General features: G+C 37.6%; 22 protein-coding genes and 1 other annotated feature. Of the genes, 18 read left to right on the plus strand and 4 right to left on the minus strand.

Translation table 11 applies throughout. The features are described from left to right. The first annotated feature begins 66 nt into the window (after positions 1-66). The gene (locus AA0017_RS06600; protein WP_413380277.1) at positions 67-705 is read left to right on the plus strand and encodes an SDR family oxidoreductase; all 639 of its coding nucleotides are present in this window, start codon (positions 67-69) and stop codon (positions 703-705) included. A 304-nt stretch (positions 706-1,009) separates the two neighbouring features. Here the strand turns inward: AA0017_RS06600 and AA0017_RS06605 are convergent, their stop codons facing one another. After that, positions 1,010-2,011, minus strand: a complete 1,002-nt coding sequence (locus AA0017_RS06605; protein WP_413380278.1) for a tryptophan--tRNA ligase — start codon at positions 2,009-2,011, stop codon at positions 1,010-1,012. 58 nt (positions 2,012-2,069) lie between these two features. Continuing rightward, positions 2,070-2,319: a binding site (T-box leader), on the minus strand. A gap of 236 nt (positions 2,320-2,555) precedes the next feature. On the opposite strand from AA0017_RS06605, the gene AA0017_RS06610 reads away from it, so the two are divergent. The 4 genes from AA0017_RS06610 (at position 2,556) to AA0017_RS06625 (ending at position 7,295) form a co-directional block, all read left to right on the plus strand. Continuing rightward, positions 2,556-3,080 carry an NfeD family protein gene (locus AA0017_RS06610; protein ID WP_413380279.1) on the plus strand — a complete coding sequence of 175 codons (525 nt, stop codon included), beginning with the start codon at positions 2,556-2,558 and terminating at the stop codon, positions 3,078-3,080. 24 nt (positions 3,081-3,104) lie between these two features. Then, complete coding sequence (locus tag AA0017_RS06615) at positions 3,105-4,667, plus strand: SPFH domain-containing protein (protein WP_413380280.1); 1,563 nt, start codon at positions 3,105-3,107, stop codon at positions 4,665-4,667. Positions 4,668-4,945: 278 nt separating this feature from the next. Then, positions 4,946-5,473 carry a TlpA family protein disulfide reductase gene (locus AA0017_RS06620; RefSeq protein ID WP_413380281.1) on the plus strand — a complete coding sequence of 176 codons (528 nt, stop codon included), beginning with the start codon at positions 4,946-4,948 and terminating at the stop codon, positions 5,471-5,473. Positions 5,474-6,212: 739 nt separating this feature from the next. Continuing rightward, complete coding sequence (locus AA0017_RS06625; protein ID WP_413380282.1) at positions 6,213-7,295, plus strand: DUF3866 family protein; 1,083 nt, start codon at positions 6,213-6,215, stop codon at positions 7,293-7,295. Here AA0017_RS06625 and mciZ read toward each other — a convergent pair. Beyond that, on the minus strand, positions 7,226-7,414 hold the full coding sequence (gene mciZ, locus AA0017_RS06630) for a Z-ring formation inhibitor MciZ (RefSeq protein WP_413380283.1): 189 nt from the start codon (positions 7,412-7,414) through the stop codon (positions 7,226-7,228). The two genes, AA0017_RS06625 and mciZ, sit on opposite strands and share 70 nt — an antisense overlap. A gap of 119 nt (positions 7,415-7,533) precedes the next feature. Here mciZ and AA0017_RS06635 point away from each other — a divergent pair, with 119 nt between their 5' ends. The 10 genes from AA0017_RS06635 to AA0017_RS06680 all read left to right on the plus strand — a co-directional run bounded on the left by AA0017_RS06635 (position 7,534) and on the right by AA0017_RS06680 (position 15,216). After that, positions 7,534-8,073 carry an NUDIX domain-containing protein gene (locus AA0017_RS06635; protein ID WP_413380285.1) on the plus strand — a complete coding sequence of 180 codons (540 nt, stop codon included), beginning with the start codon at positions 7,534-7,536 and terminating at the stop codon, positions 8,071-8,073. A gap of 92 nt (positions 8,074-8,165) precedes the next feature. Beyond that, positions 8,166-8,807, plus strand: a complete 642-nt coding sequence (gene spoIIM / locus AA0017_RS06640; protein WP_413380286.1) for a stage II sporulation protein M — start codon at positions 8,166-8,168, stop codon at positions 8,805-8,807. Positions 8,808-8,924: 117 nt separating this feature from the next. Further along, complete coding sequence (locus tag AA0017_RS06645) at positions 8,925-9,407, plus strand: Fur family transcriptional regulator (protein WP_003321575.1); 483 nt, start codon at positions 8,925-8,927, stop codon at positions 9,405-9,407. Between the two features lie 353 nt (positions 9,408-9,760). Then, complete coding sequence (locus AA0017_RS06650) at positions 9,761-9,991, plus strand: YqzK family protein (RefSeq protein WP_413380287.1); 231 nt, start codon at positions 9,761-9,763, stop codon at positions 9,989-9,991. Between the two features lie 19 nt (positions 9,992-10,010). Further along, positions 10,011-10,901 (plus strand): site-specific tyrosine recombinase XerD, encoded by an 891-nt coding sequence (gene xerD, locus AA0017_RS06655; RefSeq protein ID WP_413380289.1) that lies wholly within the window; start codon positions 10,011-10,013, stop codon positions 10,899-10,901. 111 nt (positions 10,902-11,012) lie between these two features. Beyond that, a complete protein-coding gene (deoB, locus tag AA0017_RS06660; RefSeq protein WP_413382437.1) occupies positions 11,013-12,212 on the plus strand; it encodes a phosphopentomutase in 1,200 nt (399 codons plus the stop codon). A gap of 13 nt (positions 12,213-12,225) precedes the next feature. Next, the gene (locus AA0017_RS06665; RefSeq protein ID WP_413380291.1) at positions 12,226-13,044 is read left to right on the plus strand and encodes a purine-nucleoside phosphorylase; all 819 of its coding nucleotides are present in this window, start codon (positions 12,226-12,228) and stop codon (positions 13,042-13,044) included. Positions 13,045-13,065: 21 nt separating this feature from the next. Further along, a complete protein-coding gene (locus tag AA0017_RS06670; protein WP_413380292.1) occupies positions 13,066-14,370 on the plus strand; it encodes a pyrimidine-nucleoside phosphorylase in 1,305 nt (434 codons plus the stop codon). A 131-nt stretch (positions 14,371-14,501) separates the two neighbouring features. Next, positions 14,502-14,924, plus strand: a complete 423-nt coding sequence (locus AA0017_RS06675) for an organic hydroperoxide resistance protein (protein ID WP_413380294.1) — start codon at positions 14,502-14,504, stop codon at positions 14,922-14,924. A gap of 79 nt (positions 14,925-15,003) precedes the next feature. Beyond that, on the plus strand, positions 15,004-15,216 hold the full coding sequence (locus tag AA0017_RS06680; protein ID WP_413380296.1) for a hypothetical protein: 213 nt from the start codon (positions 15,004-15,006) through the stop codon (positions 15,214-15,216). A gap of 6 nt (positions 15,217-15,222) precedes the next feature. Here AA0017_RS06680 and AA0017_RS06685 read toward each other — a convergent pair whose 3' ends face one another. Both AA0017_RS06685 and AA0017_RS06690 read right to left on the minus strand, forming a co-directional pair. Beyond that, positions 15,223-15,555 (minus strand): heme oxygenase, encoded by a 333-nt coding sequence (locus tag AA0017_RS06685; RefSeq protein WP_413380297.1) that lies wholly within the window; start codon positions 15,553-15,555, stop codon positions 15,223-15,225. 149 nt (positions 15,556-15,704) lie between these two features. Further along, entirely contained in the window at positions 15,705-16,511 is an 807-nt protein-coding gene (locus AA0017_RS06690) for an alpha/beta hydrolase family protein (RefSeq protein ID WP_413380299.1), read from the minus strand. Positions 16,512-16,754: 243 nt separating this feature from the next. Between AA0017_RS06690 and AA0017_RS06695 the strand changes: the two genes are divergently transcribed. The 3 genes from AA0017_RS06695 (at position 16,755) to spoIIAB (ending at position 18,838) form a co-directional block, all read left to right on the plus strand. After that, positions 16,755-17,921, plus strand: a complete 1,167-nt coding sequence (locus AA0017_RS06695; protein ID WP_413380300.1) for a D-alanyl-D-alanine carboxypeptidase family protein — start codon at positions 16,755-16,757, stop codon at positions 17,919-17,921. Between the two features lie 122 nt (positions 17,922-18,043). Then, a complete protein-coding gene (gene spoIIAA, locus AA0017_RS06700) occupies positions 18,044-18,394 on the plus strand; it encodes an anti-sigma F factor antagonist (protein ID WP_003324817.1) in 351 nt (116 codons plus the stop codon). Continuing rightward, on the plus strand, positions 18,395-18,838 hold the full coding sequence (gene spoIIAB / locus AA0017_RS06705) for an anti-sigma F factor (protein ID WP_413380301.1): 444 nt from the start codon (positions 18,395-18,397) through the stop codon (positions 18,836-18,838).

An 18,838-nucleotide genomic window follows, 5' to 3' on the forward strand; every position in this document is an offset into this window, starting at 1 on the left:
GTATGAAAAGGGTGTTGAGTTTAAATTTATTCATATCGGGTAGAACATGGTTAAGGAGTTGATAATGTGAATGTACTATTAGTTGGCGCAAATGGACAGGTAGCAAAAGAAGCGATTAAGGAATTAAAAGATCAAGGCCACACTACATATGCAATGATTCGAAAGAAAGAACAAGCTGATTTATTGAAAAAGATTGGAGCTGATGAAGTTATATTGGCTGATTTAGAGCAGGATTTTTCTCATGCCTTCGAAGGCATCGATGCTGTTATTTTTGCGGCTGGATCGGGTGGTACAACGGGTGCTGATAAGACGATCTTAATTGATTTATGGGGAGCGATAAAGGTTGTGGATGAAACGATTAAACATAAGATAAAACGTTTTGTCATGCTGAGCTCAATGGGAACGGTTGACCCTGATAAGAGTGACCGAATTCGTCATTACTTAGTAGCAAAAAAATTAGCTGATGATCATTTAAAAAGAAGTAATTTAAATTATACGATCGTTCGTCCAGGCTCGTTAAGTAATGACGAACCTTTAGGTAAGATTAAATTGGAAGAAGAAATTAAAAATCGTGATAATACGATTACGAGAGCAGATGTTGCTAAAGTACTCGTTTCCGTGCTAGAAAAAGAAAATACGTATCGCAAAACCTTTGAAATTTTAAATGGGGAAGAAGAAATTGAATCAGCCTTAAATAAAGTCTAAAAGGAAATATGAGTTAATAAAAAAAGTGGCTAAATAGAAAGTGCTTCTAAATATAGAGGAGTTTCGAGTGACGGTAGACCGTCACTCGTTTTTTCATTCAGATGTGGCGGATAATAGTTAAATAGGTAATGAAAATGTGAGCTGATCCGGATTAGGGTTCGAATAGCAGTGAATAGGTAATGAGAATCCACTCTGATCCGGATTAGGGTGCGAAATAACTGTGAATTAGTAATGAAGACTCGTCCTGTGCCAGATTTTGGTGCGATTTAACTTAGAAGCTCTTGATTTTATAGTTTCCGCACATTTAATACAATGATAGTAACCCGATTGTTTCTTTGATTTCCGTTAATTTTTTTGCCGAATGAGTTCGAGCTTTTTCGGCCCCCACTGCTAAGACTTTTTCAATTTCGGCTGGATGGGCGATTAATTCTTTATATTTAACTCTTGGTTTCTCTAATTCTCGATTCATGACTGTATAGAGGGCCTCTTTTACTTCTCCCCAACCGATTCCTTTTTCGTAATGTTCTTTCATTTCTATCGTTTCACTTGCCGTAGCAAAAGTTTGATACATCGTAAACAAAGGAGAGGAGGAGTAGTCTTTTCTTTCAGTTGGTGATGATGAATCTGTCTTTACTTGCTTAATTAACTTCTTTAAAGTCTTTGGTTCAGAGAAGAGTGGAATTGTATTTTGATAACTTTTACTCATTTTACGACCATCCAGCCCAGGTAAGACGGCGACTTCTTTTTCAATAAAATAGTTTGGTAATGTAAATGTTTTTCCATAAGTTTGGTTAAAATGGTCAGCTAAATCACGGGCAATTTCAATATGTTGGATTTGATCTTTGCCAACTGGAACGATATCAGCATTAAAGATTAATATATCGGCAGACATTAAAATAGGGTAGTTAAAGAGACCCATGTTCACACCTGTGTCCGTATCAATATTGGCCCGTTTATTTTTATCAACAATTGCTTTATAAGCATGAGCACGGTTCATCAGCCCTTTTGCTGTTAAGTTTGACAAAATCCAGTTTAACTCCAATAATTCAGGAATATCTGACTGTCGATAAAAGGTCGCTTTTTTTGGATCTAACCCAAGTGCAATCCAGGTCGCGGCCACTTCTAATGTCTGTTTTTTTAATAGTTGTGCATCTTTAACAGAATTTAAAGCATGCATATTCGCAATAAAATAGAAAGGCTCAAGTTGATTATCTTCCATGAAGTTAAGAGCTGGTTTAACCGCCCCAGCAAAATTTCCAATATGAATGTTTCCTGTTGGTTTAATTCCAGTTATAATTCGCTTCATCCTCTTATCCCCTTTTAGGTTTTTTCATTATATAAATAAAAAAGTCTCCCGTCCTCAAAAAAAGGACGGGAGACCCGTGGTACCACCTTTGTTCGTTTTTATTAAAAAACGCACTTATCGACGTACGGAAATAAAGATCATTTCGATACGCTGCCTTTTGTAACGATAAGGCGTTTCGTCAAGTCCTACTATTCGTTCAGCCTGAAAGCTCCAAAGCCCATTCAACAATTGTTGCAGACTGATTCACACCAACCACCAGCTCTCTTAACTGCCGCAAATTGTTTACTCTTCTTTATCTATGCTTTATCCATATATTTGAATTTTTATTGATTGTAATGGAAATAAAATGAGAATGCAAGCCTTTTTGAAAATTAAAATAAAATAAATTTTTAAAATTTAATTGTGTTCAACTGAAACATTTTTTAAACTAGAACGTATAGATTATTAGTTAATAAATACAAATGAAGGGAGGTATTGCCTACATAGGAAGACCTTTTAATTACGCTAAAGGATTTCCAATTATGAGAACGAGAGGAGGAGAACCATGGAGGATATCCAACAGATATATTTTATTGGTTTAATTATCGGAGCAGCGATTACGATTCTTTATTTACTTCTGAGCGATTTTTTAGATGCTATTCTTGGGTTTCTTGATGGAATTTTCAACCCTGTACTCGTTCTGTCATTTCTTACCTTTTTCTGTGCTTCTGGATATTTATTAGAGTTTTTACCGATTAATTCCTTTGTTATTATCGCGATTTCGATTGGGGTTGCCTTACTGTTAGTCACATTATTAAATGTTTTTATTCTTGTGCCATTATCCAATGCAGAGGCGACGTTAGGTTATAGTGAAGATGATTTACGCGGACGAATTGCTGAGGTTATTATTTCGATTCCAGAGGACGGTTTTGGTGAAATCATGATTAGAGATCATAGTGGTCATATCTCAAGGTCAGCTAAAAGCTTTGAAGGTCCAGCGATTGCTTCAGGTACAGAAGTGATTGTGATTGATATTCAAGCAGGAATTCTCTATGTAGCAGAGCGAGAAAACGAGCAATTAGATGTATAAAAAATGGATAGTGGAGGCTAAAAAATGTTAGAAGCACCTTTTATTGTTATAGGTTTAGTAGTTGCGATTGTGATTGCATTAGTAGCTGTTTTTGTTACGAAATATCGAACGGCTGGTCCCGATGAAGCGTTAATCGTGACAGGAAGTTTTTTAGGTTCAAAAAATGTTAATACCGATGCGATCGGTAATAAAATAAAAATTGTTCGTGGTGGTGGTACGTTTGTCTTGCCTGTTTTCCAACAAGCGGAACCACTAACACTATTATCTAGTAAACTAGATGTACAAACGCCAGAAGTTTATACGGAGCAAGGTGTTCCGGTTATTGCCGATGGAACTGCAATCATTAAAATTGGTAGCTCGATTGGAGAAATTGCTACAGCTGCGGAACAATATTTAGGAAAACCTAAAGCAGAGCGTGAGCAAGAAGCGAAGGAAGTACTAGAAGGTCATTTGCGTTCCATTTTAGGGACGATGACGGTAGAAGAGATTTATCGAAATCGTGAGCGTTTTTCACAAGAGGTTCAGAAAGTAGCTTCACAAGATTTAGCAAAAATGGGTCTTATCATCGTTTCCTTTACGATTAAAGATTTACGAGATAACAATGGTTATTTAGAGTCACTTGGTAAGCCAAGAATTGCTCAAATTAAACGAGACGCTGATATTGCAACAGCTGAAGCGGAGAAGGAAACAAGAATTAAACAAGCGGAAGCAAGCAAAGAAGCCAAACGCTCTGAATTAGAAAGAGCGACAGAAATTGCCGAAGCGGAAAAAGTGAATCAATTAAAAGTTGCAGAATTCAGAACAGAGCAAGATAAAGCAAAAGCGAGAGCAGACCAATCGTATCACTTGGAAGAGGCAAGAGCGAAACAGGAAGTAACGGAGCAACAAATGCAAGTTCAAATTATTGAGCGTCAAAAACAAATTGAATTAGAAGAAAAAGAGATTCAAAGACGAGAGCGTCAATATGATTCAGAAGTGAAGAAAAAAGCCGATGCCGATCGTTATGCTGTTGAACAGGCGGCAGAAGCAACGAAGTGGAAACAAGTTACAGAAGCCGATGCCGAGAAATATCGTGTGGAAGCAATGGCAAAAGCAGAAGCTGAGAAGGTACGTGTCGATGGTTTAGCACATGCCGAAGCGGAAAGAGCAAAAGGGGAAAGTGAAGCCGAAGTTATCCGACTTAAAGGTCTTGCCGAAGCCGAAGCGAAAGAGAAAATTGCTGAAGCATTTGAAATGTACGGTCAAGCGGCTATGCTTGATATGATCTTGGAAATGTTACCTAATTACGCAAAAGAAATTGCGAGTCCGCTTTCTAATATTGATAAGATTACGGTTGTGGATACAGGTGGAAATGGTGAAGGGAGTGGGGCTAATAAAGTAACGTCCTATGCGACGGACTTAATGTCTACTCTACAAACAACTTTAAAAGAATCATCTGGTATTGATGTCAAGGAACTGATTGAAAATTTCTCTGGAAAAGGGAATGTGAAACAGTCGATTGACCAGTTATCTGAGGAATTAAAGACTAAAAATGATCCTACTCAGGACTTAAAAGCTAAAAATGATTCTACCGAGGATGCCTCTTAAAAAATAAGTCGTAGGATAATAGAGTTTGAGAGTTTTCGTTTATATTCAAATGAATCAAAGACAAACTAAATAAATAGGAGCTAATGAAGGCTAACTAGTGGCTTTCATTAGCTTTTTTATGTGGTTGAAGGTTTGGATTAGAAATGATTTTGGGTAGATGCCTCCGTCTAAGGGGGACCGTGGATCTAAGCTGTAACAAAATAGTCACTCCATATACTTGCTCCGTTTCTCTTCTATTTCTATAATGAGATAGTAGGATATTTGAGGGGGACGCATAAGTGAATAAGCTCGTAACAATTATCATAATTACAGCAGCTATTATCGGGATTGTTGTGACTTTTTTTATAACAGACCGAATTGAGGTAGGAAATGAACCAGGTATGGAAGCGATTGATTTTACATTGCCAATGTATAAAGAGGAGACAAAAAGTTTAAGTGATTTTTTTGGTGATGTCATTGTATTGAATGCTTGGGCTTCGTGGTGTGAACCGTGTATTAGAGAAATGCCGGATTTAATGGAGATAGATGAAGAGTACGGCAATGATGTCACAGTATTAACGATTAATATGCAAAAGTTTGAACGAACTTTAACGGATGCTCCTGAATTTATAGAAGAAATTGGATTAACGTTACCTGTCTTTTTTGATGAGGAAGGTAAGGTATATGAAGAATATCATATTACAACTGGATTTCCGAGGACGTATGTGATTAATCAAGAAGGTATTATTAAAGATGTTTTTAAAGGTGAAGTGAATAAAGAAATGCTCGAACATAGTATTGAGCCTTTGTTGTCTAAAAGAGAGTAGTATATATGTACTGCTTTCTTTTTTTTTTTGAAAAGAGAGCGGGAATTAGGGGGCTAGATTAATTCGACGTAAAAGCAAAGCGAGCTGGAAAGAATAAGCCGAATAAGCGGAGAGTTCGACGTAAAAGTAAAGCGAGCTGGAAAGAATAAGCCGAATAAGAGGGAGTTCGACGTAAAAGTAAAACGAGTAGGAAAGAATAAGCCGAATAAGAGAGGGTTCGACGTCAAAGTAAAGCGAGCTGGAAAAAATAAGCTGAATAAGAGAGGGTTCGACGTAAAGGCAAAGCGAGCTGGAAAAAATAAGCTGAATAGGCGGAGGGTTCGACGTCAAAGCAAAGCGAGCTGGAAAGAATAAGCCGAATAAGAGAGGGTTCGACGTCAAAGCAAAGCGAGCTGGAAAGAATAAGCCGAATAAGAGAGGGTTCGACGTAAAAGCAAAGCGAGTAGGAAAGAATAAGCCGAATAAGAGAGGGTTCGACGTAAAAGCAAAGCGAGCTGGAAAGAATAAGCCGAATAAGCGGAGAGTTCGACGTCAAAGTAAAGGTCGCATAAACGCCAAGTGCATGGAACATTCAGATTAAAGAGTTTGAGCCATTCTGCAAGAGGCTTTTCCGTTTCCTCATCATTCTCCAATATGAGTAATACTTGTTTGTCCTTAGCTTTACTTTTTCATTTCAGATCATAAATTCCATAAATTTGAGATATGCTAGTAGTATTCTGGGATTAGGGCGGGTGAGTATATGTATCGTGAGGAGCTGGTAAAAGTCCTTCGGGTTATTAGTGAGGATAAGCAGGTACAGTGGCTCGAGACGGATCAGTTTTCAAAAAAGGCGATTTTATATAAGGCTTTTACAAATCCTGTTCAAAAAGGGGATGTCGTTTTAGTTAATGTGACAGCCTCTTTATTACGGCTTGGTACGGGTGGGTATGATTTTGTGAAAGCTAACTACGAAAAGTCAAGTGATTATGAGCATTCTGAAGATAATGGCCATATTATGAAATTGAGGTATACTCCGATGCAGCATAGTGTGATGGCCGTTGAATCACAAGAAAGTCCATTTCATTCCCTCTTTTCGGAAAAGTTTACCTTACGTGAGCAGAAAATATTATTAGCAGAGCTCCATAGTATGGTCCCACTTGTTTTTTCAATCGCTCAGCTCCTACATCAAGAGGCAAAAGTATGTGTCATTTTTGATGATCAAGCAGCGTTAGCTTTGTCCGTTAGTGAGCATTTACAAAAGCTTCATTCATATGAACATTTTTATTCCATTACAATTGGTCAAGCGTTTGGTGGCATGTATGAGGCAACGACCTTACAAACAGCCTTACAATTTGCGACCCAATATCTAGAAGCCGATTTAGTTGTCGTGTCTGTTGGACCAGGTGTTGTTGGCACGGGTACAAAATATGGTTTTTCTGGTATTGAACAAGCAAAATGGGCTAATGTAATTGGAGCGTTAGATGGTATCCCAGTCTGGATTCCGAGACTTTCATTCCATGATAAACGACAAAGACAACAAGGGTTAAGCCATCATACGAGAACGGCTTTGTTTCAATTTACTTATGCACGTTCCATTTTGCCATTTCCTGAAATGAAAACCTCCGATCAGCAATTAATTGAAAAACAGTTAAGCCAAGAAAATTCATTGGTCGAACATGATATTGTCTGGTCAGAGTTGAAAGGGCAAGAACCGATTATCGAGCAAGCGTTTCATTTTTATGGGCAAGAAATTAAAACAATGGGGCGAACGTTTCAAGATGATCCCATTTTCTTTTTAGCTGTTGCTGAATCAACTAAAGTGAGCTTAGGCTTGGGTGGGTAAACGGTCTCACTCCATTCTTTGACGTAGTGATAATGTTGACTAGCTTCTTTTAATTTCGCCTTAATTTCCCACGCTTTCCCTGTTAGTCTGACACCATTTGCATGAACAAATATTTTCAAATGAATCGTCTCCTTCTATTAAAAATTTAAAATGAAATCGATTGGATGCGACTGAAGAAACAGCTTGTGATACACTTTTATGAGCGAGAAAAATAAAATAGAACAAAGGAATGATAGTTTTGGATCATTTGATAGAGAAAACAATAGGGAAACAAGATATTTACAAAGGACGAATCATTTCCTTACAACTTGAAGATGTCATACTGCCTAATGGTGAACAAAGTAAACGAGAAGTTGTTAAACATCCTGGTGCGGTAGGGGTTATCCCGATTACATCCGATGGAAAAATTGTCATGGTGCGTCAATATCGAAAAGCATTAGAAAAAGTCATTATCGAAATTCCAGCTGGTAAGCTTGATGTAAATGAAGAACCTTTACTTTGCGCCAAAAGAGAGTTACAAGAAGAAACGGGCTATGTATCTGACAGTATGGAATTTATTGTTTCTTTTTATACGTCACCTGGATTTGCGGACGAATTGATTTATATTTATGTGGCAGAAGGGTTAACAAAACGTGAAATATCTTTAGATGCTGATGAGTTTTTAGACGTTTTAGAAATATCGCTGGAAGAAGCAGAGCAAATGATTAAAGAGCAAAAGATTCACGATGCGAAGACGATCTACGCTGTTCAATATATGAGAATGTTACAAAATGGATAAACAAACCTAGGAGCTTTTACGAGTTTCTAGTCATAGATTTACTCTCTCTTTCATAGAGTTTGAATAAGTGGTTATGGAGAGGGAGGATTTAAATGAGAACGAGTGGATTCAAGCAAGTCATTGCCGCACATTTGGAAGAAAATCGTTCTATCTATTTGTTTACGACCGTTTTATTTTTAATGGGAATTATTTTTGGGGCGATTGTTGTCAATAGTATGAGCTTAACGCAAAAACATGATTTGAATCTGTATTTAATGCAGTTTTTTGGACAAGTTTCAGAAGGTCATGTGGCTGCATCCTCTGAGATTTTTAGTCAGAGTTTTATTCATTATGCAAAATACATTGGCTTAATGTGGCTGCTTGGATTATCGATTATTGGCTTACCTGTCATTCTCATTTTGTTATTTATAAAAGGGGTTGTTGTTGGGTTTACGGTTGGCTTTTTAGTCAATCAACTTGGATTACAAGGGTTTATGCTTTCATTTGTCGCTGTGATGCCACAAAATTTTATTTTAGTTCCCGTTTTTATTATTGTTGGGACCGCGGGTACAGCCTTTTGTATAAAGATGATTCGTCAGCAATTTTTACGAAAACAAGTGATGCCGTTCTTTCCGCAATTTTTGCGTTATTCCTTTTTAATATTATGTATCGGTGCTGCGGTGGGGATTGCTTCTTTTTGTGAGGCCTATTTATCACCCTTGTTAATGAAGTTTGTAATTAGTTCTTTCATGTAATAATTCTAATATGATAATAAATATCTAGTTCTAAATAATAATCATTATCGATTGACACGATATTCCCCACTTATTATAATAAAGGAAGGTTAGATGCTAGAGGGGAGGCTTTTAGAGATGGAAAAGCGATTAGAGCGTATTAAAAAGCACTTACACTCACAGAGTTATAAATTGACACCACAACGTGAAGCGACTGTACGTGTCTTATTGGAACATGAGGAAGATCATTTAAGTGCAGAAGATGTTTACCTCCTCGTTAAAGAAAAATCACCAGAGATTGGTTTGGCGACTGTATATCGCACATTAGAACTTCTAGCAGATTTAAAAATCGTCGATAAAATTAATTTTGGTGATGGGGTTTCTAGATTTGATTTACGCCAGGAAGGTGCCGCTCATTTTCATCATCATTTAGTATGTATAGAATGTGGAGCCGTTGATGAAATTCAACAGGATTTATTAGGAGATGTTGAAGCAATCGTTGAACGGGACTTTAACTTTAAAATTAAAGATCATCGTCTTACTTTTCATGGGATTTGCTATCGTTGTCATGACAAAGAAAAGCAGGACGCGGAAAATGAAAAGAATACGGAAACCGTTTAATGGTATACATTAAAAAGTCTTTCTTTTTATTAAGAAGGCTTTTTTCGGTTTTAACGGAAAGTTAGACCAATTATTTCTTTCGATTGGTATATTCGTTCCCCTTTTTGGCATAGCTTGTAACAGGGGGCCTTATAAACAAACAGGCTTCGCTTTATCAGGCTAGCTGCGTCCGTTAGAAGCTCGAGAAAAATCGGTCGTCTTTATGAAGACAAAAAGCGTCTTCAACAGTCGCCCTTGCCCACAGGATGTGGGTACAAGGCGTGGTGATTGACGTCGCGAACTTAGCGTTGTTCCTTAGTATTCTCGCTTCTGCCCAAACGGACTTCGCTTTATAATTAAAGGGGGACGAGGCAATGTTTCAATCGAAAATCGCTTTAGTCGGACAAACATTAAAAGTATTTATCATATTTATGGGATGCACAGCTTTGTTTTATTATGGTATTCTATGGATAAGTGCCGAGTATGAAAGCATGCACCGATACGATGAGCCACTTGGAAAAGCGGTCAAAGTTTTTCAAATGGATTCAGCTGAACCGGATACCATGACTAATCGATTAATGTGGTTCTACCGTCTAGGTGAATAATAATGAGGGGCGTTTACTTTTGGATAAAATGATAACTGATTTTATCGAGTATATTCGAATTGAACGAGGATTAAGCGAAAATACAATACTGTCCTACCGACGAGATTTGATTGCTTATCAAAGATACTTACAAAAGGTTGAACAAATAACCTCCTACCAAGCGGTTAAACGAGATTCCATTCGGCAATATTTGTTTTTCTTAAAAGAACAAGGAAAAGCCGCTTCGACACTTGCTAGAACATTATCAACAATTCGAGCCTTTCATCAATATCAAGTGAGGGAACGACATTTGGAGCATGATCCATCTGATTTAATCGAAATGCCAAAAGCCTCAAAACGACTCCCAAAAATATTAGCATTAGAAGAAGTAGAGGCTTTACTAGAAATGGCGGATGGAACGAAACCAATCCAAATCCGAAATAAGGCGATGCTAGAGCTCTTGTACGCAACAGGGATCCGGGTAACTGAAATGACCCAATTAAGTTTAAGTGATATTCATTTATCAATGGGCTTTATTCGTTGTATTGGAAAAGGTAATAAAGAAAGAATTATTCCTATAGGCAGTACAGCTGTAAAGGAAATCGAGCGTTATTTGGATAAAGCGAGAGGTCCCTTGTTAAAAAAGAATCAACATGATAGCTTATTTGTGAATCATTACGGGCGACCATTAACGAGACAAGGTTTTTGGAAGATCTTAAAGCAATTAACAAAGGATGCTGGGATAACAAAAGAATTATCTCCCCATACGTTAAGGCATTCATTTGCCACTCACTTATTAGAAAATGGAGCCGATTTGCGAGCGGTACAAGAAATGCTTGGACATGTTGATATATCAACAACTCAAATTTATACTCATGTGACAAAAACGAGATTAAAAGATGTTTATTCCCAGTTCCATCCACGTGCCTAAAGGAGGAATTGGTGAGGATAAATTTTCTTTTTTACAATCAAAGGTCAGACTTCTGACGTTTCAGCTTTTGTTCGTATTGAGAGAGTTGGGTATAATAACATAATGAAAAGAATGGGAAATTGGAGGGATTTATTAGTGAGAGATTATGAAAGAATATTTTTAATTGTCATGGATTCCGTTGGGATTGGAGAAGCTCCAGATGCGGATCAATTTGGTGATGTTGGTTCGCACACCTTAGGGAATATTGCCAAGGCGATGAATGGGTTGAAGCTGCCAACTATGGCGAAATTGGGTTTAGCCCATATTGAACCGATTAAAGGGGTAGAAAAAGTCGAACAACCAATTGGTCATTATGGAAAAATGCAAGAAGCATCAAGTGGGAAAGATACAATGACCGGACATTGGGAGATTATGGGCTTACATATTAAAGAACCTTTTCAGGTGTTTCCAGAAGGTTTTCCTCCAGATTTGATTGAGCAACTTGAAAAAGAAACAGGTCGAAAAATAATCGGGAATAAAGTCGCATCTGGAACAGAAATTTTAGATGAGTTAGGGGCAGAACATGTCCGCTCAGGAGATTTAATTGTGTATACATCAGCCGACTCGGTCTTACAAATTGCGGCTCATGAAGAGGTTGTTCCTTTAGAAGAACTGTATGAAATTTGTTTAAAAGCTCGTCAAATGACGCTCAAACCTCCTTATCGTTTAGGGCGAATTATTGCGAGACCATTTATTGGAGCAGAGGGCGCATGGGAGCGAACGGCTAATCGACATGATTACGCTTTAAAACCATTTGATCGTACTGTAATGAATGAATTAATAGATGGTGGTTTTGATTCGATTGCCTTAGGAAAAATTTCTGATATTTATGATGGCGAAGGAATTACTGATGCGATTCGAACCGTCTCAAATGATGATGGCATGGAAAAATTACTTAACGTGATGGAGCGAGATTTTACAGGATTAGCCTTTTTAAACCTCGTAGATTTTGATGCGAAATATGGGCATAGAAGAGATCCAATCGGTTATGGTGAAGCTTTAGAACAATTTGACCGACAATTAATTGAAGTAATGAATCAATTAAAAGAGAAAGATCTATTAATTATAACGGCAGACCACGGCAATGATCCGACTTTTAAAGGAACGGATCATACGAGAGAATTTGTACCTTTGTTAACGTATACAAAAGATCAACAATCGGGAACTTCATTAGGAGTAAAAGATACATTTGCCGACATAGGGGCCACGATTGCTGAAAACTTTGCTGTTGCTTTACCGAAATTAGGAACGAGCTTTTTAAAAGAGTTATAGGGGGATTATAAAAATGACAACTAAAGTGAAATTATTAGAAACAGTCGATTATTTAAAAGAGAAAAAAATTCAAGTACCAAAAATGGGTCTTATTTTAGGCTCAGGACTTGGTTTATTAGCGGATGAAATTGAAAATCCAATTAAGATCTCTTACTCAGATATTCCTCATTTTCCGGTGTCTACGGTTGAAGGGCACGCAGGTCAACTTGTATTTGGTGAATTAAAAGGAAAAAATGTGGTCGCCATGCAAGGGAGATTTCATTATTATGAAGGTTATCCACTAGATCATGTGACATATCCTGTCCGTGTTATGAAGGAGCTAGGGGTTGAACAATTAATTGTTACCAATGCTGCTGGTGGAGTTAATATGGAGTTTGAAGCTGGAGATTTAATGCTAATTACCGATCATATTAATAATATGTACCAAAATCCATTAATTGGACCAAATGATCCAGAACTAGGTGTTCGTTTTCCTGATATGTCAACAGCTTATTGCCCACAATTACGTGAGGTTGCCGAGTCAGTTGCCGATGAATTAGGAATTAAAGTTCAAAAAGGTGTTTATGTGGCCAACACAGGTCCATGTTATGAAACTCCGGCAGAAGTTCGCATGATTCGAGCAATTGGCGGAGATGCCGTTGGAATGTCTACGGTTCCAGAAGTGATTGTAGCTCGTCATACTGGCTTAAAGGTTTTAGGAATTTCATGCATTTCGAATATGGCAGCAGGGATTCTACCACAGCCATTATCACATGATGAAGTTATTGAAACGACGGAACGAGTAAAAAATGATTTTCTTCAATTAGTAAAAGAGACAATCAAAAAAATGTAAATTGTGAACGGGGGATGCTAGATGAGGATGGTTGATTTAATTGAGAAAAAAAGAGATGGAATCGAGCTAACAAAAGACGAAATTCGTTTTATTATTTCTAATTATACTAAAGGCGATATCCCTGACTATCAAATGTCAGCTTTATCAATGGCGATCTTTTTTCGAGATATGACAAAAGCAGAGCGGGCTGAATTGACAATGGCGATGGTCGATTCGGGCGATAAGATTGACTTATCTTCGCTTGAAGGAATAAAAGTAGATAAACATTCTACTGGCGGTGTCGGTGATAAAACGACGATTGCTTTAGCGCCACTCGTTGCTTCATTAGGGGTACCGGTTGCGAAAATGTCGGGTCGTGGTTTAGGCCATACAGGGGGAACTCTTGATAAACTCGAAGCGATCCCAGGTTTTTCGGTTGAAATGGACACGGAACAGTTTTTAAAACAAGTAAATGAACATAAAGTAGCGGTTGTTGGTCAAACGAATAATTTAACACCAGCTGATAAAAAGCTATACAGTTTACGTGATGTGACCGCAACGGTTAATTCGATTCCGCTCATTGCAAGCTCCGTTATGAGTAAAAAAATTGCCTCTGGGGCAGAAGCGATTGTTTTAGATGTAAAAGTTGGCTCTGGTGCTTTTATGAAGGAGTTCGAACAAGCGAAAGAATTAGCGACGGCAATGGTCGAGATTGGGAATGAACTAGGTCGAAATACGATGGCGATTATTTCTGATATGAATCAACCTTTAGGACGAACGGTTGGAAATGCGTTAGAAGTGAAAGAAGCCATTGAACTGTTAAAAGGGGAAGGCCCAGATGATTTACATGAATTATGTTTAACATTAGGCAGTTATATGGTTTATTTAGCTGAAAAAGCAAGTTCGATTGAAGAAGCGAGGACTAAGCTTGAAGAAGTGATTCGTAGCGGCAAAGCTCTTGAAACCTTTAAAACATTTATTCGGGCTCAAGGTGGAGACGATTCGATTGTTGATCAGCTTGAAAAATTACCAGTGGCCACTTATAAGCTAGAAGTTCCATCACCAAAAAGCGGCTACGTAGCGGAAATCATCGCCGACAAGATTGGAACGGCCGCTATGAAGTTAGGTGCAGGTCGACCAACAAAAGAGGCTGAAATTGATTTAGCAGTTGGTCTTGTTTTAAACAAAAAAATCGGTGATTATGTTGAACAAGGAGAGTCACTTGTTACGTTACATAGTAATGACAAGCAGGTAGAAGAAGCACAACAAATTATCTATGATGCGTATCGATTAACAAATGAGTTAGTGACCCCTCCTACACTCATTCATGAGATTATCAAACATTAAAAATGGATCGATCATACTCTTTTTAGAAGGGTATGATCTTTTTTTGTCGAATTAATATAAAGGTGTTTAATTATGACTGAAAAAGTGAATAGTTAAACAGAGTGTTCTTAAATTAGGAAGGGGTTTAGATAATGGGAGATACAATTTTAACAGCACAAGCAAAAGCACATGGTGGACGTGAAGGACATGTTCAATCAGAGAATGGTGTCATTGATTTAAAATTAAAGATGCCAAAAGCAGGGGAAGAGGTTAACGATGCGACAAACCCAGAGCAATTATTTGCCGCAGGTTACGCATCTTGCTTTGATGGTGCTTTAAATTTAATGGCATCAAAGGCAAAAAAAGAAATCGAATCTGAAATTGAAGCCGAAGTAAGTTTAGTAAAGGATTCAAGTGATGGTGGTTTTAAAATTGCCGTTACATTAAATGCCCTCGTTCAAGGTGTATCGGATGAGGAAGCAAATGAGCTTGTACATAAAGCTCACGACTTTTGCCCATACTCAAAAGCAACACGAGGCAATGTAGAAGTGACATTAAATGTAATTACGAAATAACGATGATATGAATAACCCCAGTAGGCATCATGCTTATTGGGGTTATTTGGGTTGGAAGTCGAGAAAAAAGTAAAGGGTAGTGGTTAGCAAAAAAGATGGAGACAACAAAAGGGAAGGAGCGACGAGAAAAGAGGTATCCAAACAAGGAGGGAGACAACAAAACGCAGAATCACAAAGAAAAAGTGCTCTTCAAAAAAATCGTAACTATAAAATAAAGAGTCAGAGAGTGAATGTTGTGAGTAAAGAAAGAGATGAGGCATACAAAAAGCCGATGAATCTATCGGCTTTTTAAAAGGGCTTATGATATTGCTTCAATCGTTGTGGCGACTTTGGCGATCACGATTTCGCTGCCGAGCATTGGCGAGTCTTTTTTCTCTTCATTTGAATCTGATTTCGGTCTTGCATGAGCTTGTTTAAAAGCATCGCTCGTTTTCCAAGCTTCAAAGTTTTCTAATTCTTCCCAATACATATTGACACTTAATTCATCATGTTCTTCTATGTTTTGCCTGATCGTCGTTTCGACTTTGATAAAGCCTTTCATTTCTTGAAGGGGACCCGGTTTGGTAAAATTAGGGGCCATTTTTTCAGCAAAGCCTTTTTTGATTTTGATTCGATTCGTTACGATATACATTAAGTTTCCTCCTTCAATCATTTACCTATTCCATTTAATTGTACCAATTTTATAAGGAGAAGGCTAATCTGAGCTTCCTTCTCGAACTGTATTAGCAAGCTTGAATTCAGGCCGGAAACATGATTAGGTTTTTCTGATTGGTTCTTTTTTCACAGATTGTTGCTCTTTACTTTTGGACCGTAAGCCAGATGTTCACTTGTTTTTTTAAATAATTCTTGCTCCCAATTGCTATTTGTAAAAGTGTGATCGGCAAATGAAATGAACTCTGCTGAAAATAGGCCAGGTGAATGATGAGTTAAAAAAGCTTCTTGATACTTAGCTACATTTTGAACGGAAATGTCTTGGTCACGTTCTCCATGCAAAACTAGCAAATCACCTTGATAACGTTTGATGTTTTCGAGCGGTCTATGTTTTTTTAAATCATTGAAAAATTCTTCACTTAATAAAAAACCAGAAAAATCAAAGAGTCCATTCGATTTTGCAAGTGTTTCGGCACTTTCACCTGTTATGGAAAGAATCTCTTCATAAGGGTTTGCAACAGGTGCCCATAGGATCACTTTTTGTAGTCCTGTGATTTCACTTGCTGTTAAAGCGGCAATTCCACCACCTAAACTATGGCCCAATAAAATGAGGTTTTTGTCCTTTACTTTATAGACATGTTTTATATGATTGATAATGGCTTTTAATTCTTCTATTTGTTTTGTGACGGTCACGTCTTCGTAGTCTCCAGAGCTTTCTCCACAACCTGAAAAGTCAAATCGTAATGTCGCATAACCTAAGCGGTGAAAATGTTTAGCGGCTTTCACAAAGAGCCGATGTTCCCCGACTTTGTTGCCGGCAAATCCATGAATAAAAAGGATGAGAGGGTGGATGTGCGGCTCATACTCATATTGGGATTCAAAAACAGCAGATAATTCTCTTGTACCGACTGTTATCGTGATATTTTCTTTTCTCATCATTTAACACTCCCTTTTAAAATACATTATTCCTATTTATTTACTTGGTTTTATTATAGCTCGATTTGAATTAAAAAAGCAATTCTTCTAAAAAATTTCTCCTGTTTGAAGACTTTTAATTAAACGAATCATTCGTATAGGAAACTCGTTTACTGGAAAAACTGGAAAGTAGTGAGTTGTGACGTCGGTAGTATTTAAACGTCCTCAAAATTCAAAGAAAAATGTTAAGTCGGAGGGTCAATTATGAAGAAATTCAAAGGATTTATTGTTTTAAGTATTTTAATTAGTTTTTTCTTTGCTCCATTAGCACAAGCAGCAGAAGAGAAGCAGCAGGCTGAATTGGCTGAACACTCTTCCTCAGCGATTGTGATCGAAAGGGATACGGGGCAAGTTTTGTTTGAAAAAAATAGTCATGAAAAACTACCACCAGCAAGTATGACTAAAATCATGACGATGCTTCTAATTATGGAACAGATTGATAAAGGGGCCTTAAAATATGAAGATATGATCCGCACGAGTGAAAATGCGGCCTCGATGGGAGGTTCCCAAGTTTTCCTCGAGCCAGGTGAAGAAATGACGGTTACGGATATGTTAAAAGCGATTGCGATTGCTTCTGGAAATGATGCATCTGTAGCAATGGCCGAACATATTGCGGGTACGGAAGACGAATTTATCAAAATGATGAATCAAAAAGCGAAGGAACTAGGTTTAGAAAATACGAATTTTATGAACTCAAATGGGCTCCCAGCTGCCGATCATTATACGACGGCGCATGATCTCGCGATTATTTCAAAAGAGCTTTTAAAGTATGAAGATATTACAAAGTTCACAAGTATTTATGAGGATTATTTGCGTAAAGGAACAGAGAAAGAGTTTTGGTTGGTGAATACAAATAAACTAGTGAAATTCTACCCTGGGGTCGATGGACTAAAAACAGGTTTTACAAGAGAAGCCATGTATTGTTTAACGGCAACAGCTGAAAAAAATGGAATGCGTGTCATCACGATTATTATGGGAGCACCAACACCAAAAGAACGAAATGCCCAAATTACAGCAATGCTCGACTATTCATTCAGTCAATACATGACACACCCGATGTATGAACGGGATTATCTGATTGAAGAAATTTCAGTGATTAAAGGAGATAAAAAGAAAGTTCCTGTTTTAACGAGTGAATCGATTTCTCTTCTAACGAAAAAAGGTGAAAACATAGATGATGTTGTCGAACGAATTGAATGGAAGGAAGATGTAAGAGCACCGATTCAAAAAGGAGATACTTTAGGCACTTTATTCCTTGAAAAAGACGGGAAGGTGTTAAGTGAGTCCCCACTTGTATCAGGAGAAGATGTCGACAGTGCCTCTTGGTGGCAATTATTTAAACGAGTTTTATCGAAATTCGGAGCAAATTAAAAAAAAACACTACTTTTTTCGAAAACGATCTAGTTTTGTCAGGCGAGAAGGGATTTATAAAAATAAAGGCGAACTACTCTCTAGCAATTAAAAAAGTCAGGAAAAAAAGGGAGTTGAATCAGATGAGTTTGATCATTGATTTAGAGCATAAGGATAAGGTATTGCTCGTTCGTCTTGAAGGAGAATTGGATCATCATACGGCAGAAACACTCCGAACACAAGTGGAAGAAAAACTAAAGCAAACTCAAGTTAAACATATTGTCTTAAGCTTAGAGCAGCTTTCATTTATGGATAGTTCTGGGCTTGGAGTGATTTTAGGGCGATATAAATATGTCAAAGCATTAGGTGGGGAAATGGTCGTTTGTTCGATCTCTCCAGCTGTTAAGCGTTTATTTGAAATGTCGGGATTATTTAAAATCATCCGCTTAGAAAAAAATGAACAGTTTGCACTTCAAACGTTAGGGGTGGCTTAAATGTCAAAAAATGAAATGGAAATCCGTTTTTCTGCCAAAAGTGAAAATGAATCGTTTGCTCGTGTGACGGTCGGAGCTTTTATCGCCCAATTAGATCCGACTATGGATGAAATGACTGAACTTAAAACGGTCGTTTCAGAAGCCGTTACGAACTCGATCATTCATGGCTATGGAAATGATCCAGAAGGAATGGTCTATATTCATGCCGTTTTGGATGACCAAACGATTGAATTAACGATTCGTGATGAAGGAATGGGCATTACCGATATTGAAGAAGCGAAACAACCTTTATTCACAACAAAACCAGAATTAGAGCGTTCCGGAATGGGCTTTACGATTATGGAAAACTTTATGGATGAAATGAAAGTGAATTCTGAACCGATGATTGGCACGTCGATTTATTTGAAAAAGCACCTTACTAAAACTAAAGCCATATTTAATTAA

The organism is Alkalihalobacillus phoenicis (assembly GCF_047302405.1).
In the GTDB taxonomy this organism is placed as follows: domain Bacteria; phylum Bacillota; class Bacilli; order Bacillales; family Bacillaceae_D; genus Alkalihalobacillus.